This is a genomic window from Marinovum sp. E3, from assembly GCF_055755275.1.
This window is the reverse complement of the sequence record NZ_JBVTQV010000002.1, coordinates 109,309-125,247: the sequence shown is the minus strand read 5'-3', so window position 1 is coordinate 125,247 and position 15,939 is coordinate 109,309. Positions and strand designations below refer to the sequence as shown.

The 15,939-nt window shown below is 65.2% G+C and carries 15 protein-coding genes; 13 read left to right on the top strand and 2 right to left on the bottom strand.

Annotated elements, in window-relative coordinates; genetic code table 11:
• The 8 genes from phnC (at nt 1) to AC0J5K_RS17995 (ending at nt 7,567) form a co-directional block, all read left to right on the top strand.
• Nucleotides 1-792 carry a phosphonate ABC transporter ATP-binding protein gene (phnC, locus tag AC0J5K_RS18030; protein ID WP_048534710.1) on the top strand — a complete coding sequence of 264 codons (792 nt, stop codon included), beginning with the start codon at nt 1-3 and terminating at the stop codon, nt 790-792.
• Complete coding sequence (gene phnE / locus AC0J5K_RS18025) at nt 789-1,604, top strand: phosphonate ABC transporter, permease protein PhnE (RefSeq protein ID WP_048534711.1); 816 nt, start codon at nt 789-791, stop codon at nt 1,602-1,604. Before phnC ends, phnE (AC0J5K_RS18025) begins: the two co-directional genes overlap by 4 nt.
• Entirely contained in the window at nt 1,604-2,419 is an 816-nt protein-coding gene (gene phnE, locus AC0J5K_RS18020; RefSeq protein WP_274565530.1) for a phosphonate ABC transporter, permease protein PhnE, read from the top strand. Before phnE (AC0J5K_RS18025) ends, phnE (AC0J5K_RS18020) begins: the two co-directional genes overlap by 1 nt.
• Nucleotides 2,419-3,321 carry an HAD-IIA family hydrolase gene (locus AC0J5K_RS18015; RefSeq protein WP_274565531.1) on the top strand — a complete coding sequence of 301 codons (903 nt, stop codon included), beginning with the start codon at nt 2,419-2,421 and terminating at the stop codon, nt 3,319-3,321. Before phnE (AC0J5K_RS18020) ends, AC0J5K_RS18015 begins: the two co-directional genes overlap by 1 nt.
• Before the next feature lie 94 nt (nt 3,322-3,415).
• Nucleotides 3,416-4,726, top strand: coding sequence for a sn-glycerol-3-phosphate ABC transporter substrate-binding protein UgpB (gene ugpB, locus AC0J5K_RS18010; protein ID WP_074838136.1), 1,311 nt, complete (start codon nt 3,416-3,418; stop codon nt 4,724-4,726).
• A gap of 104 nt (nt 4,727-4,830) precedes the next feature.
• Nucleotides 4,831-5,712, top strand: coding sequence for a sn-glycerol-3-phosphate ABC transporter permease UgpA (ugpA, locus tag AC0J5K_RS18005; RefSeq protein WP_048534717.1), 882 nt, complete (start codon nt 4,831-4,833; stop codon nt 5,710-5,712).
• A gap of 17 nt (nt 5,713-5,729) precedes the next feature.
• The gene (gene ugpE, locus AC0J5K_RS18000; protein ID WP_048534719.1) at nt 5,730-6,566 is read left to right on the top strand and encodes a sn-glycerol-3-phosphate ABC transporter permease UgpE; all 837 of its coding nucleotides are present in this window, start codon (nt 5,730-5,732) and stop codon (nt 6,564-6,566) included.
• Complete coding sequence (locus tag AC0J5K_RS17995) at nt 6,566-7,567, top strand: ABC transporter ATP-binding protein (RefSeq protein ID WP_074838133.1); 1,002 nt, start codon at nt 6,566-6,568, stop codon at nt 7,565-7,567. The genes ugpE and AC0J5K_RS17995 overlap by 1 nt, the downstream gene beginning before the upstream one ends.
• A 31-nt stretch (nt 7,568-7,598) precedes the next feature.
• On the opposite strand, the gene AC0J5K_RS17990 is transcribed toward AC0J5K_RS17995, so the two are convergent.
• Entirely contained in the window at nt 7,599-8,819 is a 1,221-nt protein-coding gene (locus AC0J5K_RS17990; protein ID WP_074838131.1) for a M20 family metallo-hydrolase, read from the bottom strand.
• 80 nt (nt 8,820-8,899) lie between these two features.
• On the opposite strand from AC0J5K_RS17990, the gene AC0J5K_RS17985 reads away from it, so the two are divergent.
• Complete coding sequence (locus AC0J5K_RS17985) at nt 8,900-9,664, top strand: FadR/GntR family transcriptional regulator (protein WP_048534725.1); 765 nt, start codon at nt 8,900-8,902, stop codon at nt 9,662-9,664.
• Here the strand turns inward: AC0J5K_RS17985 and AC0J5K_RS17980 are convergent, their stop codons facing one another.
• Nucleotides 9,665-10,336, bottom strand: coding sequence for a DUF1028 domain-containing protein (locus AC0J5K_RS17980; RefSeq protein ID WP_074838125.1), 672 nt, complete (start codon nt 10,334-10,336; stop codon nt 9,665-9,667).
• 118 nt (nt 10,337-10,454) lie between these two features.
• Here AC0J5K_RS17980 and AC0J5K_RS17975 point away from each other — a divergent pair, with 118 nt between their 5' ends.
• The 4 genes from AC0J5K_RS17975 to AC0J5K_RS17960 all read left to right on the top strand — a co-directional run bounded on the left by AC0J5K_RS17975 (nt 10,455) and on the right by AC0J5K_RS17960 (nt 15,928).
• Complete coding sequence (locus AC0J5K_RS17975) at nt 10,455-12,032, top strand: ABC transporter substrate-binding protein (protein ID WP_048534729.1); 1,578 nt, start codon at nt 10,455-10,457, stop codon at nt 12,030-12,032.
• Nucleotides 12,033-12,144: 112 nt separating this feature from the next.
• The gene (locus AC0J5K_RS17970; RefSeq protein WP_048534731.1) at nt 12,145-13,092 is read left to right on the top strand and encodes an ABC transporter permease; all 948 of its coding nucleotides are present in this window, start codon (nt 12,145-12,147) and stop codon (nt 13,090-13,092) included.
• Entirely contained in the window at nt 13,089-14,972 is a 1,884-nt protein-coding gene (locus tag AC0J5K_RS17965) for a dipeptide/oligopeptide/nickel ABC transporter permease/ATP-binding protein (protein WP_274565532.1), read from the top strand. The genes AC0J5K_RS17970 and AC0J5K_RS17965 overlap by 4 nt, the downstream gene beginning before the upstream one ends.
• Complete coding sequence (locus AC0J5K_RS17960; RefSeq protein WP_074838120.1) at nt 14,969-15,928, top strand: ABC transporter ATP-binding protein; 960 nt, start codon at nt 14,969-14,971, stop codon at nt 15,926-15,928. Before AC0J5K_RS17965 ends, AC0J5K_RS17960 begins: the two co-directional genes overlap by 4 nt.
• The last annotated feature ends 11 nt before the right edge of the window (nt 15,929-15,939 follow it).

Sequence of the window (15,939 nt, the reverse complement as noted above, 5' to 3'; positions counted from 1 at the left end):
ATGCTGCGCCTTCAAAAGCTATCCAAGACATACAAGACCGGCGACCAGGCGCTGACGGCGATCGATCTCGATGTGCCCAAGGGCCAGGTTCTGGCGCTGATCGGGCCGTCGGGGGCGGGGAAATCGACGATGATCCGCTGCATCAACCGGCTGGTCGAGCCGACCGGCGGCGCGGTGCTGCTGGATGAGGTCGATCTCACCGGGCTCGGCCCGGGCCGGCTGCGCAAGGCGCGGCGCGAGATGGGGATGATTTTCCAGGAATACGCCCTGGTCGAACGTCTGACGGTGATGGAGAACGTGCTGTCGGGCCGGCTGGGATATGTCGGCTTCTGGCGCAGCTTCCTGCGCCGCTATCCGCAATCGGACGTCGATGCGGCATTTCGGCTGCTCGATCGGGTGGGTCTGTTGCATATGGCCGACAAGCGGGCCGACGAGCTTTCGGGCGGTCAGCGCCAGCGGGTGGGGATCTGCCGCGCGCTGATCCAGCAGCCCAAGCTGCTGCTGGTGGACGAGCCGACGGCCTCGCTCGATCCAAAGACCAGCCGGCAGATCATGCGGCTGATCACCGAACTATGCCAGGAACGCGGGCTGGCGGCGATCATCAACATTCACGACGTGGCGCTGGCGCAGATGTTCGTGCCGCGTGTCGTCGGGCTGCGTCTTGGCGAAATCGTCTATGACGGGCTGCCCACTGGGCTGACCCCCGACAAGCTGACCGAGATCTATGGCGAGGAGGACTGGGAAGCGACCATCGAGAAGGTCGAGGACGAAGAGATCGAGGCCGCGGAATGAGCCACCGGGAACTTGACGACATGCTGGGCAAAGGCTGGCGCAAACCGGCCTTCGTCCGGAATCCGCTGTTGCGATGGGGGCTGGGCCTCGGCTTTGTCGCCTATCTGATCGCCGCCGTCCTGACCATCGAGGTGGACTGGGGACGGGTTTATGAAGGGCTGGATCGGGGCTGGGCCTTCATTCTGGCCTTTACCAGCCCGGATTTCCTCTCGCGGTGGAGTGACATCTGGAGCGGACTGCTGGAAAGCATCGTGATGACCGTCGCCGCCTCGGTGGTGGGGATCGCGATTTCCATTCCGATCGGCCTCGGGGCGGCCCGCAATATTGCGCCGCTGCCGGTCTATGTGATCTGCCGCGGCATCGTCGCCATCAGCCGCGCCTTGCAGGAGATCATCGTGGCCATCCTTCTGGTGGCGATCTTCGGGTTCGGCCCGCTGGCCGGCTTTCTGACCCTGTCCTTTGCCACCATCGGTTTCCTGTCGAAGCTTCTGGCCGAGGATATCGAGGCGATGGACAAGGCGCAGGCCGAGGCGATCCGGGCCTCGGGGGCGCGGTGGATGCAATGGATCAACTACGGCGTGCAGCCGCAAGTCATGCCGCGTCTGGTGGGGCTGTCGATGTACCGGATCGACATCAACTTCCGCGAAAGCGCCATTCTGGGGCTGGTGGGCGCCGGCGGCATCGGGGCGACGTTGAACACCGCCTTCGACCGCTATGAATACGACACCGCCGCCGCCATCCTGATCCTGATCATCGGCATCGTTATGGCGCTGGAATACCTCTCCGGCATCATCCGCGCGAGGGTGCAGTAATGCCGGTCCTGGAGCGCGCAGGCATGCAGATCTGGCGCCGGCGAACCGGGCGCGACAGCCTGATCCGCTGGTTCGGCTGGCTGATCGGCGTGGCGGTCTTTGTCTATTGCTGGCAGATCATCTCGGCCTCGACCACGTGGTTCTTTGTCTGGGATGCGCCGCGCATCGCCAATGACATCTGGACCCGCGCCACGCCGCCCCGGTGGGAATACATCACCCAGCTCGGCCGGCCGATCTGGGACACGCTCAACATCGCCACCCTTGGCACCTTGATCGCGCTCTGCCTGGCGGTACCGGTGGCCTTTCTGGCGGCGCGCAACACCACGCCGTCGGCGCTGTTCATCCGGCCGGTCGCGCTGCTGATCATCGTCTCGACCCGGTCGATCAACTCGCTGATCTGGGCGCTGCTGCTGATCGCGATCATCGGCCCCGGCGTTTTTGCCGGGGTCATTGCCATCGCCATCCGGTCGATCGGTTTCTGCGCCAAGCTTCTGTACGAGGCGATCGAGGAAATCGATTCCGGCCAGGTCGAGGCCATCACCGCCACCGGAGCCAGCCGCTGGCAGGTCATGGCCTATGGGATCGTGCCGCAGGTCTTGCCGGCCTTCGCGGGCATCGCGGTCTTTCGCTGGGACATAAATATCCGCGAATCCACGGTGCTGGGCCTGGTGGGGGCAGGGGGCATCGGCTTGCAGCTCTCGGCCTCGCTCAACGTGCTGGCCTGGCCGCAGGTCAGCCTGATCCTGATCGTGATCCTGATCGCCGTGCTGATCAGCGAACTGGTTTCGGCCAAGGTGCGGGGGGCGATCATTTGATGGCGATCTCGGCAGAAGAGGCCTTTGAGGTCTACGAATCCGTGCGCCACCGGCTGCCGCCAGCGCGGGCCACGGCGCCGGCCTGCCGCCATTGCGAAACGCTCGACGACCTGGCCGACGAATTCGACATCTTCCTGCTTGATGCCTTCGGCGTGCTGAACATCGGCGAGGCGGCAATCCCCGGCACGCCCGAGCGGATCGCCGGGTTGAAGGCCCGGGGCAAGCGGGTGCTGGTGGTCTCCAATGCCGCGGGTTTCCCCCATGCCGCCCTGATCGAGAAATACACCCGTCTGGGCTATGATTTCGCTGCCGAAGACATCATTACCAGCCGCGCCACGCTGTTGGCCGGTCTCGACGCGCGGCGCGCGCTTCACTGGGGGCTGATGGCGACGCCGCGCGCCGGGCTGCGCGATCTGGAGGGATTGCACCTCACCTATCTCGAGGAGGATCCGGGCGCCTATGAGGCCGTCGACGGTTTCCTGCTGATCGGCAGCGCTGTCTGGACCGAGCCGCGACAGGAATTGCTCGAAGCGGCCCTGCGGCGGCACCCCCGCCCGGTGCTGGTGGGCAACCCGGATATCGTGGCGCCGCGGGAAACCGGGTTCTCCCCGGAACCCGGCCATTTTGCCCATCGGCTGGCCGAGCAAACCGGCATAGCGCCGGAATTTTTCGGCAAGCCGTTCCGCAATATCTTCGATCTCGCCTTCGCGCGACTTGGCGAGGTCGACCGCAGCCGCATTGTCATGGTGGGCGACAGCCTGCACACCGATATCCTCGGCGCCCAGACCGCCGGCCTGCCTTCGGCGCTGATCACTGATTTCGGATTTTTCGCCGGTCAGGATGCCGAGCAGGCCGTTTTGCGCGCCGGTATCGTGCCGGATTTCATTGTGAGGCGGCCATGAGGCCGTCATGTTATATTTGTTTTACAACGCGCCACAAGAATGCGCGGCATCGCGGCGAGAAAGGTCGCCACAACCTCAACTTAGGGAGAAAGAGATGAAACACACGATCAGCATATTGGCCGCGGCGGCGGTGCTGGGCTCGGCCCAGTCGGCCCTGGCCCAGACCGAGATCGAATTCTGGCATGCCTTCACCGGGCGCCTGGGCGAGCTGGTGGCCGAACAGGTCGAGACATTCAACGCCTCTCAGGACGCCTATCAGGTGGTGGCCTCGCACAAGGGCAACTATTCCGAGACGCTGAATGCCGGGATCGCCGCCTTCCGGGCGGGGGAACAGCCCGACATCCTGATGGTCTTCGAGGTCGGCACCGCGACGATGATGGGCGCCAAGGGCGCGATCAAGCCGGTCTATGAGGTGATGGCAGACGCCGGCGCCGATTTCGACCAGTCGAAGTACATCGGTTCGGTCAAGGGCTATTACACCACGCCCGACGGCGACATGCTGTCCCTGCCGTTCAACTCGTCGACCCCGGTGCTCTGGGTCAACCGCGACAAACTGGAAGAGGCGGGGATCGATCCCGACACCGATCTGTCGACCTGGGAACAGGTCGGCGCGGTGCTGGACCAGCTCAAGGAGGCCGGGGTCGATTGTCCGATGACCACCGCCTGGCAGAGCTGGATCCATCTCGAGAACTTCTCCGCCTATCATGACGTGCCTTTCGCCACCAAGGACAACGGCTTTGGCGGCACCGATACCGAACTGGCCTTCAACGGTGCGGCACAGGTGGCGCATATCTCTGCCATGGGCGACTGGGCGCGGGACGGCAAGTTCATCTATGCCGGCCGCCGCAACGAGGGTGGCGCCAACTTCCGCGCCGGGGAATGCGCGCTCTTCACCGAGAGCTCGGCCGGCTATGCCGGGATCAAGGCGGAGGCCGAGTTCGATTTCGAGGTGCGGCCGCTGCCCTATTGGGAATCGGTCACCGACGAGCCGCAGAACACCATCATCGGCGGCGCCTCGCTCTGGGTGATGGAGGGCCAGACCGAGGAAGAATACAAGGGTGTCGCCGCCTTCCTCAATTTCCTGTCCAGCCCCGAGATCCAGGCCAAGTGGCACCAGGACACCGGCTATCTGCCGATCACCTCGGAGGCCGGCGAACTGACCCGCAGCCAGGGCTTCTACGACGAGAACCCCGGCACCGATATCGCGGTGACCCAGATGACGGCCAAGCAGCCGACGGCCAATTCCAAGGGCCTTCGTCTGGGCTCGTTTGACCAGATCCGGGGCATCATCGACGAGGAGCTGGAAGCGGTCTGGTCCGGCGACAAGGACGCGCAGGCGGCGCTCGATTCGGCGGTGGAGCGCGGCAACGCGCTGCTGCGCCGCTTCGAGCAGGCTTCGCGCTAGCGGCAATCCCGCCCGCCCCGGACCCCGGTCCGGGGCCTCCCGGTTGACGAGGAGGCCCCGGGTCGGTCCCGGGGCGGTGGCGTCCGGGGAAGCAAGGAGGACCGATGGAAAAACGCGTCACGTTCAAGGGCCGCTGGCTGCCGCTTTTGCTGGTCCTGCCGCAGATCGCGATCACCGCGATCTTCTTTTTCTACCCGGCCGGACAGGCGATCTGGCAATCGCTGTTCATCCCCGATCCTTTCGGATTGTCGATGCGCTGGGTCGGATTGGGCAATTTCGAGTTCCTGCTGTCGGATCCCTATTACCGCGCCTCCTTTGTCACGACGGCGGTCTTTTCCATCCTGGTGACGCTGGTTTCGATGGGCGTGGCGCTTTATCTCGCGGTGCTGGCCGACCGGCTGATCAAGGGCTCGGGCACCTACCGGACGCTGCTGATCTGGCCCTATGCCGTGGCGCCGGCGGTGGCCGGCGTGCTGTGGCTGTTCATGTTCAACACGCGGGTCGGCGTGGTGACCTGGTATCTGGGCCTGCTGGGCTATGACTGGAACCACGTGCTGAACGAGGGCGAGGCGATGGGGCTTGTCGTCGTCGCCTCAGCCTGGGGCCGCATCAGCTACAATTTCCTGTTCTTCCTGGCGGGCCTGCAAGCGATCCCGAAATCGGTGATCGAGGCCGCCGCCATCGACGGCGCGCATTTCTGGACCCGGTTTCGCACCATCGTCTTTCCGCTGCTGTCGCCGACGACGTTCTTCCTAATGGTCGTGAACATCATCTACGCCTTCTTCGAGACCTTCGGGGTGATCCATACGATCACCAGTGGCGGCCCGCAGCAGGCCACCACGATCCTGGTCTACAAGGTCTATTCCGATGGCTTCGTGGGTCAGGATCTCGGCTCTTCGGCGGCGCAATCGGTGATCCTGCTGCTGATCGTCTCGGTCCTGACGGTCGTGCAGTTCAAATATATCGAGCGACGGGTGCATTACTGATGGCAGAGCGACATGGCATGGTCGAAAAGCGGGGCACGGGCCTCTGGTTGACCCATCTCGGGCTGATCGTCGGCATCGCCTTCATCTTTTTCCCGATCTGGCTGGCCTTCGTTGCCTCGACCGTCGAACAGCATGACATCGTGCGCCCGCCGATGCCGCTTTTGCCCGGCGACAAGTTTTTCGAGAATTACGCCAGGGCGCTGACCTCGGGCATCAATGCGCCGGTGGCGACGATGTTGTGGAATTCGCTGGTCATGGCGATGGGCATCGCGCTTGGCAAGATCGCCATCTCGCTGCTCTCGGCCTTTGCCATCGTCTATTTCCGCTTTCCGGGGCGGCAATTGTTCTTCTGGCTGATCTTCCTGACGCTGATGCTGCCGGTCGAAGTGCGCATCGTGCCGACCTATGAGGTGATCGCGAATTTCGGCATGCTGAACAGCTATCAGGGCCTGATCCTGCCGCTCATCGCTTCGGCGACCGCGACCTTTCTGTTCCGGCAGTTCTTCATGACCGTGCCCGACGAGCTGGCCGAGGCCGCCCGCGTCGATGGCGCGAAGCCGATGCGGTTTTTCTTCGACATCCTGCTGCCGATGAGCCGCACGAATATCGCCGCATTGTTCGTCATCCTCTTTATCTACGGCTGGAACCAGTACCTCTGGCCGCTTCTGATCACCACCGAACCGGAAATGAACACCATCGTCATGGGCATCAAGCAGATGTTCCCCTCGGGCGACGATTTTGCCCATTGGCCGACGATCATGGCGACGTCGATCCTTGCCATGGTGCCGCCGGTCATCGTGGTCATCGGCATGCAGAAGCTCTTTATCCGCGGCCTCGTCGAAAGTGAGAAGTAATGGCAACCGTCACCCTAGAGAACCTGAAGAAATCCTTCGGCAAGACCGAGGTCATCCAGGGCATCGACATCGACATCGCGGATGGCGAATTCGTCGTCATCGTCGGGCCTTCGGGCTGCGGAAAGTCGACGCTGCTGCGCATGGTGGCGGGCCTCGAGACGGCGACGTCGGGTGAGGTGCGGATCGACGGCAAGCGGGTCAATGACGTCGAGCCGATGGACCGCGACATCGCCATGGTGTTCCAGAACTACGCGCTTTATCCGCATATGTCGGTCTTCGACAACATGGCCTATGGGCTGAAGATCCAGAAGGTGGCCAAGCCCGAGATCGCCGAGCGGGTGCAAACCGCCGCCAAGCTCTTGCAGCTGGAGCCCTATCTGCAACGGAAACCGCGCGAACTTTCCGGCGGGCAGCGCCAGCGCGTCGCCATGGGACGCGCCATCGTGCGCAAGCCCGCCGTCTTCCTGTTCGACGAGCCGCTGTCGAACCTCGATGCCAAGCTGCGGGTGCAGATGCGTCTCGAGATCAAGGCCTTGCAGCGTGAATTGGGAGTGACCTCGCTTTACGTGACCCATGATCAGGTCGAGGCGATGACCCTGGCCGACCGGATGATCGTGATGAATGCCGGCGTCGCCGATCAGATCGGCGCGCCGCTGGATGTCTATGCCGATCCGGCGACCGAATTCGTGGCCGGGTTCATCGGCTCGCCGCCGACGAACTTCATCGACGCCGCCTTGCTGGACGGCGAGAGGGCGGGCCGGATCGGCATCCGCCCCGAGCATGTCCGCCTGGCCGAGCAGGGGCGGATCGAGGCGGTTGTCGTCTACGCCGAAGCCCTGGGGGCCGAGACGCTGGTGCATCTGCGCGCGGGGGACGGCCAGCAGATCACCGTTCGCCAGGAGTCCGGCCTGGCGATCCCGACCGAGGGCCAGAGCTGTGGCCTGGCCTGGGATTCGGCACAGGTGATGCGGTTTGACGAGGCCGGTCTGCGGCAGAGGTAGACCGCTCGCGGCAGCGGGCTGCGGCGGTGCCTCAGCCCTGCCGGGCCAGTCGCAGGATGGCGCGTTCGAGAACCGTGATCGCCACATCGAGATCCTCGGCGCTGGCAAATTCGTCGGGCCGGTGGCTGACGCCGCCGCGACAGCGGACAAAGAGCATCGACACCGGACAGAGATCGGCCATTGCCGAGGCGTCGTGGGTCGCGCCGGAGGGGATTGTCATCGGCCTGATGCCGTGGTCGCGGATGGCCTGTTCCAGCGCCTCTGTCAGCCTCGGGTCGCAGGTCGTCGCCGGCTGAACATAGGTGCGGCCGGCCTCGATTTCGCAGCCCGCCGCGGCGCAGATCTCTTGCGCGCGGCCGAGAATCCCGGTTTCAAAGGCGACGCGGGTGGCATCGCTGGCTGCGCGGATTTCGAGCGTGAAGCGCACCCGGGAGGGGATCGCATTGACCGCGCCGGGGCCGACCGAAATGCTGCCCACGGTGGCGCGGACTTCTGTTGCCATGGCTTCATCGCTGACCAGGGCAATGATCCGCGACGCGGCGACAAGCGCATCCTGCCGACCGGACATCGGCACCGTCCCGGCGTGGCCGGTGGTGCCGGTGACCATCACCTCGAAGCGGGAGATGCCGCAAATCGCGCTGACCGCGGCCACCGGGAGGTTCTCGGCTTCGAGCACCGGGCCCTGTTCGATATGGGCCTCGAGATATCCGGCAACCGTCGCCGGATCGCGGGCTATGCCAAGGCTCTGCGCGGCCTCGACGCCGAAGCTTGCCATCGCCGCGCGCATCGAGACGCCCTCGGTATCGGTCATCTCCAATGCGCCGGGATCGAGGGTTCCGGCCAGCGCGCGCGGGCCGATCAGCGCTGTGGGAAACCGTACGCCCTCTTCATCGGCGAAGGCCAGCACCTCGATTGCAAAGGGAAATTTCGGTATCTCGTGGCGCAGCGCCTCGGCCGCGAGGCAGCCGACGGCAATCCCCATGATCCCGTCAAAGGCCCCGCCCGAAGGCACGCTGTCCTGGTGCGAGCCAATCAGCAGCACCGGCTTGCCCTCGGGGTTCGGGCTGGCGCCGACAAGCGTGCCGGCGGCATCGCGCGTCACGTCGAGCCCGGCCGCCTGCATCCAGCCGGCGATTTCATCGCTGGCCACGCGGTGTTCCGGGGTCCAGGGCAGGCGGGTGACCCCCTCGGTCGTGGTTGACGCCTTGGCAATTTGCTGCAATCGGGCAGCAGCCTTGTCTCCGTAGGTCATAGCGGCCTTGAATTTATCATGATAAATGGGCTTGTATTACAGATACCCCGCCCAGACAGGAAAAATCGAGGCATTTTTTGATGACACCCGGATCGCCCCGGCCCCAGGGACAGCCCCGCCGTTCGCGTCCGTTGCGCGTTGCCGATGCGATCAAGGATTGGGTGGTCGAGCGCGGATTGAAGCCGGGTGACCGGCTGCCCGGCGAGGCCGAGCTGATCGCGCAGTTCGGCATGTCCAAGGGCACGATCCGCGAGGCCATGCGGCTGTTGCAGGCGCAGGGCCTTGTGGAAACCAAGACTGGCCCTGGCGGTGGCAGTTTCGTTGGCGAGGTTTCGCGCGAGCGGGCGAATGCGCTTCTGGCGAATTACTTCTACTTTCGCGACGTCAGCATCGACGACATCTATCAGGTTCGCATCGCGCTCGAGCCGGAACAGGCGGCCAAGCTGGCCGGATGCCTGACCGAGAGCCAACTGGCCGAGCTCGAGGCGATCATGGCGGAATATGCCGACCCGGCGGCGGATGCCGAGGAAGAGCGCCGCCAGCATGTGGCCTCGTTGCGGTTTCATGCGCGGTTGTCCGATTTCGGCCAGAACGCGCTGCTCAGCTTCTTCATCAACTTCATGTCGCAGATCCTCACCGATCTCACCGTCTACAAGCGGCTCTACAAGGCCCCCAACCACGATCTCTGGCAGCAGGGGCGTGACCACCAGGTCGATCTGATCGAGGCCTTGCGGCAGGGCGATGCCGACCGCGCCCGGGAAGTGATGCGCAGCCATATGGAAATGGCGCGCAGGTTGATGGAGGCGCAGGAGGCCGAGGTGATGAAACGGTTCATCGCGGAATGATCACGGCTCATAAGGCGTGGCGCGCTCGGGGTCGGCCAGCGTCGGCACATGTCGGACCCAGTTCGCATATTCGCCGGATGTGGCGTGGCGGTGCAGCTCGGCCAGCGCCTCCAGCGGCGCGGGCGCATAATCCACCCGCAGGGTGAGCGGCGGCCGCCTTCGTCCGACCACAAGCAATGCCGCCGACAAGAGCCCGCGACTGTCGCCGCCGGCCTGTGCGGCCGCGGTCAGGGCTGCCAGAAGCCGGTTGTCGAGCGCGCCGGTGGCGTTGGCAAATCCATCGAGGCAGGCGTCCAGCACCGCCTCGGATGCCAGCAGGTTGCCGGCCACGATCACCGACCGCGCGCGGCGCACGCCCGCCGTGGCAATGCTGTTGGCGCCGGTGAAATGGCCGGTGCCGCCGGCGGGATCGAGCGCGGAAAGCTGCCGCTCGGCGCGGCCGCTGTCGGCCCCGGTGATCTGCGCCACCGCGTCGTCCGCCGGCGTGCCGGCGCGCATACGGTCAAGAACATCGCTGCCCCACATGGTGCTGGGAAGCGAGCCTTGCGATGCCGACATGCCCGATTCGCCGTCTCCGCGCAGAACCCAGCCGCCGACGCAAAGGCTTCCGGTGGTGGCCGCTCCGCCGTAAGTGCCCGATTTTTCGTCATAAGCGAGGATCGAAATCGTCATCACGGTCTCCGTTTCACAGCCCGCTTGAATTTATCATGAAAATTTGGCCAGATGCAATTTATCATGATAAAATAGCCAAAACGCAAATTGCCAAGACGCAACAGGAGAGGAAACAGACATGTCGGTCTTTCACGTCACCCGCCGGGGGCTCATTGCCGCCGGCACAGCGCTGGCCCTGACATTGGGCCTGGCCGGCGGAGCCCAGGCCCAGACCCCGCCCGGCGTTCTCATCGTCGGCCAAATCGCCGAACCCAAGGCGCTTGATCCCGCCGCGGTGACGGCGGTCAACGATTTCCGCATCCTGATGAACGTCTATGACGGGTTGGTGCGCTACAAGGACGGCACGCTCGAGGTCGAACCGGCGCTGGCCACCGATTGGGAGATCAACGAGGACGGCACGGTCTATACCTTCACCCTGCGCGAGGGCGTGCGCTTTCACGATGGCAGCCCGTTCAACGCCGAAGCGGTGAAGTTCAACTTTGACCGGATGCTGAACGAGGACCATCCGTTCTACGACACCGGTCCTTTCCCGCTCTCCTTCTTCTTCTCGGCCGTCGAGACCGTCGAGGCGCTGGACGAGCAGACCGTGCGTTTCACGCTGAACGCGCCTTACGCGCCTTTCCTGTCCAACCTCGCCTATCCCACCGGGCTGATCGTCTCGCCCGCTGCGGTGGAACAGCATGGCGCGGACTTCGGACGCAATCCCTCGGGCACCGGGCCGTTCCGCTTTGCCGAATGGCGCTCGAACGAAGCGGTGGTGGTCGAAGCCAACGCCGATTACTGGGACGGCGCGCCGGAATTGCAGGCCGTGGTGTTCCGCCCGATCACCGATGCCAACACCCGCACCGCCGAGATGCTGGCGGGAGGCATCGACCTGATGGTCGAAGTGCCGCCGGTCGCGCTCTCCGAATTCCAGGATGACAGCTACGCGGTGCATGAACAGGCCGGCCCGCATGTCTGGTTCCTGATCCTCAACGCCAAGGAGGGCCCTTTCGCCGACAGACGCGTGCGGCAGGCGGCAAACTATGCGGTCAACAAATCGGCGCTGGTGAGCGAGGTGCTGGAAGGCACCGCCGAAGTCGCCGCCGGTCCGACACCGCCAGCCTTTGCCTGGGCCTACAATGAAAGCCTGGAGCCCTATCCCTATGACCCAGACAAGGCGCGCGAACTGATCGCCGAGGCCGGCGCCGACGGCGCCGAGCTGACCTTTTATGTCACCGAGGGTGGCTCGGGCATGCTCGACCCCATCGCCATGGGCACGGCGATCCAGGCCGATCTGGAGGCGGTGGGCTTTGACGTCACCATCGAAACCTACGAGTGGAACACCTTCTTGGGCGAAGTGAACCCCGGCCTCGAAGGCAAGGCCGACATGGCCGAGATGGCCTGGATGACCAATGACCCCGACACGCTGCCCTTCCTCGCGCTGCGCACCGAGGCCTGGCCGGACAAGGGCGGCTTCAACTCGGGGTATTACTCCAATCCCAAGGTCGACGAGCTGCTCGAGGCGGCCCGCGTCGCCACCGATCAGGAGGAACGCGCGCGGCTCTACAAGGAGATGCAGACCATCGTGCAGGAGGATGCGCCCTGGGTCTTTGTCGCCAACTGGAAGCAGAACGCGGTGACCAGCGACCGAGTGGAGAATTTCACCCTGCAACCGTCGTTCTTCCTGCTGCTTGACGACGTAGCCAAGAACTGAGGCACCCCGCGTCCCGGACCTGGTCCGGGACTTCCCCCGGGGCCTGCCAAGAGGCCCCGGGCCAAGCCCGGCGCGCGCCGCTGCGCCCTGTCCCTGACCGCCCGGAGTTCCGATGACCGGCTACATCCTCAAACGCCTGCTGTCCGCCATCCCGGTTCTGCTGGGCATCACGGTGATCGTCTTCCTGATCATGGCGCTGATCCCGGGCGATCCGGCGACCGCCATCCTGGGGAGCTATGCGACGCCGGAGAACGTCGAAAAGCTGAACCGTGACCTCGGCCTCGACAAGCCGTTGGTGCAGCAATATTTCATTTGGCTCGGCAATATGCTCCAGGGCGATTTCGGCACCTCCTTCGCGCTCAATCGCCCGGTGCTCGACGAGGTGCTGGAACGGTTCAACGGCACGCTTGTCCTTGCCGGCACCGCCTTTGTGCTCTGTTCCTTCTTCGGTGTCATGGCCGGGGTGATCTCGGCGGCCAATCAATACGGGCTGGCCGACAAGGCGATCACCTTTGTCGTCTTGCTGGGCATCTCGATCCCGTCCTTTTTCCTCGGCATGATGATGATCCTGTTCTTTGCGGTGAACCTGCGCTGGTTCCCGGTCTCGGGCATGTGGCCGATCTATGGCGATCGCACCTTCGGCGTGCTGCTCACCCATCTTGCCATGCCGGCGCTGGCGCTGGCGGTGGTGGCGACCGGGGTGATCGCACGTCTGTCGCGCTCGGCCATGCTCGAGGTGCTGCGGCAGGATTTCATCCGCACCGCGCGGGCCAAGGGCGTGCACGAGCGCGGCGTGATCTGGCGGCACGCGCTGAAGGCGGCGATGGTGGCGATCATCCCGGTGCTGGGCATCCAGGCCGGTTTCGTGCTGTCCGGCGCGGTCTATATCGAGATCGTGTTCCAGTGGCCCGGCGTGGGCCGCATGCTGGTCGATGCGATCCTGAAGCGCGACATCCTTCTGGTGCAGGGCGGGGTGGTCTTTGTCGCCGCCTGTTACGTGCTGTTCAATATCGCGGTTGACGTGGCGCAGAGCCTGCTCGACCCAAGGATCAAGACATGACCGGCTTCCTGACACTTCTCGCCCGCAACCGGCTGGCGCTGGCCGGCGGCATCGTGCTGCTGCTGGTCGGACTGCTGGCGCTGGTGACACCGCTCCTGCCGCTGGCCGACCCGGATGTGACCAACACGTCGAACCGCTTCCGGCCGATCTTTTCACCAGATGCATTGCTGGGCACCGATCACCTCGGCCGCGATCTGCTGTCGCGGCTGATGTGGGGTACGCGGCTGTCGCTGGCGGTGGGGTTCGCGGCGGCCATCGTCGCCGCCACCCTCGGGGCGGCGATCGGTATCATCGCCGGGTATTACGGCGGCCGCACCGACAATGTTATCATGCGCGGCGTCGACATGCTGATGGCCTTTCCCTACATCCTGCTGGCGCTGGCCATCGTCGCGGCGCTCGGGCCGGGGCTGCTGAATGCGCTGATCGCGGTGGCCGCCGTCAACGTGCCGTTCTTTGCCCGCAACATCCGCGGCATCACCGTGGGCATCGCGCACAAGGAATTTGTCGATGCCGCACGGCTGGCGGGGCTGTCGAACACCCGGATCATCCTGTCGGAGATCCTGCCCAACGTGGTGCCGGTGATTGTCATCGCCATGTCCACCACCATCGGCTGGATGATCCTGGAGACCGCGGGGCTGAGTTTTCTCGGGCTCGGCAGCCAGCCGCCGCAGGCCGACCTGGGCTCGATGCTGGGCGAGGCGCGGTCGGCGCTGATCACCAACCCGCATACCTCGATCGTGCCGGGGATGATGATCCTGATCATCGTGATGGCGATCAACCTGCTGGGCGACGGGGTTCGCGACGCGCTTGACCCGCGCCTGAAATCGGGCGCGCTGTCGCGGCCGATGGCGGCCACCCGCGTCGACCGCAAGGCCCCGGTGCCCGCGCCGACGGGTGCCGGGCTGCTGGACGTGCAATCGCTGGAGACGCAATTTCACGTCAAGGATCGGGTCTACCGCGCGGTCGGCGGGGTCGATCTGCACGTGGAAAAGGGCGAATGTCTCGGCATCATCGGCGAAAGCGGTTCGGGCAAATCCGTCACCGCGCTCTCGGTCATGGGGCTGGTCGCCTCGCCGCCCGGCGTGGTGACCGGCGGTGCGGTGTATTACGATGGCGAAGATCTGATCGGCGCGCCGTACCGGCAGCTGCGCGAGATGCGCGGGCGCAACGTCGCCTATATCTTCCAGGATCCGCTGGCCACGCTGCATCCGCTGTACCGCGTCGGCGATCAACTGATCGAGGCGATCCGCGCCCATCGGCCCATCGGCAAGGCGGAAGGGCGCGCGAAGGCGGTGGACCTGCTCAGGGCAGTGCGCATCCCCAATGCCGAGACGCGCATTTCCGATTATCCGCACGAGATGTCGGGCGACATGCGTCAGCGGGTCGGCATCGCCATGGCGCTGGCCAATGATCCCGATATCATCATCGCCGACGAGCCGACCACCGCGCTGGATGTCACCGTGCAGGCGCAGGTGTTGACGATTCTCGACGACCTGCGGCGTTCGCGCGGGCTTGCCATCGTCTTTATCACCCATGATTTCGGCGTCGTGGCACAGCTCTGCGACCGGGTGGCGGTGATGTATGCCGGGCGGATCGTCGAAGAGGGGCGGACCGCCGAAATCCTCGATGCGCCGCGCCACCCCTATACCGCCCGACTGATGGCTTGCGTGCCCGAACTGGGCGGCGGCAAGCGGCGGCTGGAGGCCATCGCGGGGCTGCCGCCAGCGGTGAACAAGCTGCCACCGGGGTGCGCCTTTGCGGAACGCTGCACCAGGGTGCAGGAGGATTGCCGCCAGGGGCACATCCCCCTGGCGCGCGCCGGCGGGCATGGGGTGCGCTGCCTGCATCCGATCGATGACAGCCGGGAGGCGGCCCAATGACCCAGGCGCTGAAGCTCACAGACCTGTCCAAGACCTTCCCTGTGGGGCGCCGGCTTTTCGGCGGGCCCAAGGGATCGGTCAAGGCGGTGCATCCGCTGTCCCTGACGGTGCATCAGGGTGAAACGCTGGGCATCGTCGGCGAATCCGGCTGCGGCAAGTCGACCCTGGCCCGGATGCTGGTCGGGCTGCTGGAGCCCACCACCGGGCAGATCGAGATCGAGGGCGCCGCACTCGATACCGCCGATCCGGCCGCGTTCGGCAAGCGCATCCAGTATGTCTTTCAGGATCCGATTTCCTCGCTCAACCCGCGCAAGACCATCCGCCAGATCATGGAGGCCCCGCTCAAGCGGCTGCACGGGATGCCCGCCGCCGAGCGCCGTGCCCGCATTTCCGAGATCTTCGACAGCGTGAACCTGCGCGAGGAATTCCTCGACCGTTACCCGCATGAATTTTCCGGCGGCCAGGCCCAGCGCATCGGCATTGCCCGCGCGCTCGCAGCCCAGGCGCGCATCCTGATCCTCGACGAGCCGGTCTCGGCGCTCGATGTTTCGGTCCAGGCCCAGGTGCTGAACCTCCTGGCCGACCTGCGGCGCGACTTCGACCTGACCTATCTCTTCATCAGCCACGATCTGGCGGTGGTCGAGGCGGTCAGCGACCGGATCGCGGTGCTCTATTTCGGCGCGGTGGTCGAAATCGGCCCGGCGGAAGAGGTCTTTGCCAACCCCAGCCACCCCTACACCCGGCTGCTGGCCGACAGCGCGCCGGTGGTGGGGCGGCCGCTCTCTGCGCCCGAGGCGGAGGGCACCGAGCTGCCCGACCCGCTGAACCCGCCCCCGGGCTGCGCCTTTGCCGCCCGCTGCCCGAGGGCGACCGAGCGATGCCGGACCGAGACGCCGCGCCTGTCGCCGGTGGGTCCACGAACCGAAGCCGCCTGCTTCCATCCCCTGTCCGAGTGACCGGGGGGTCT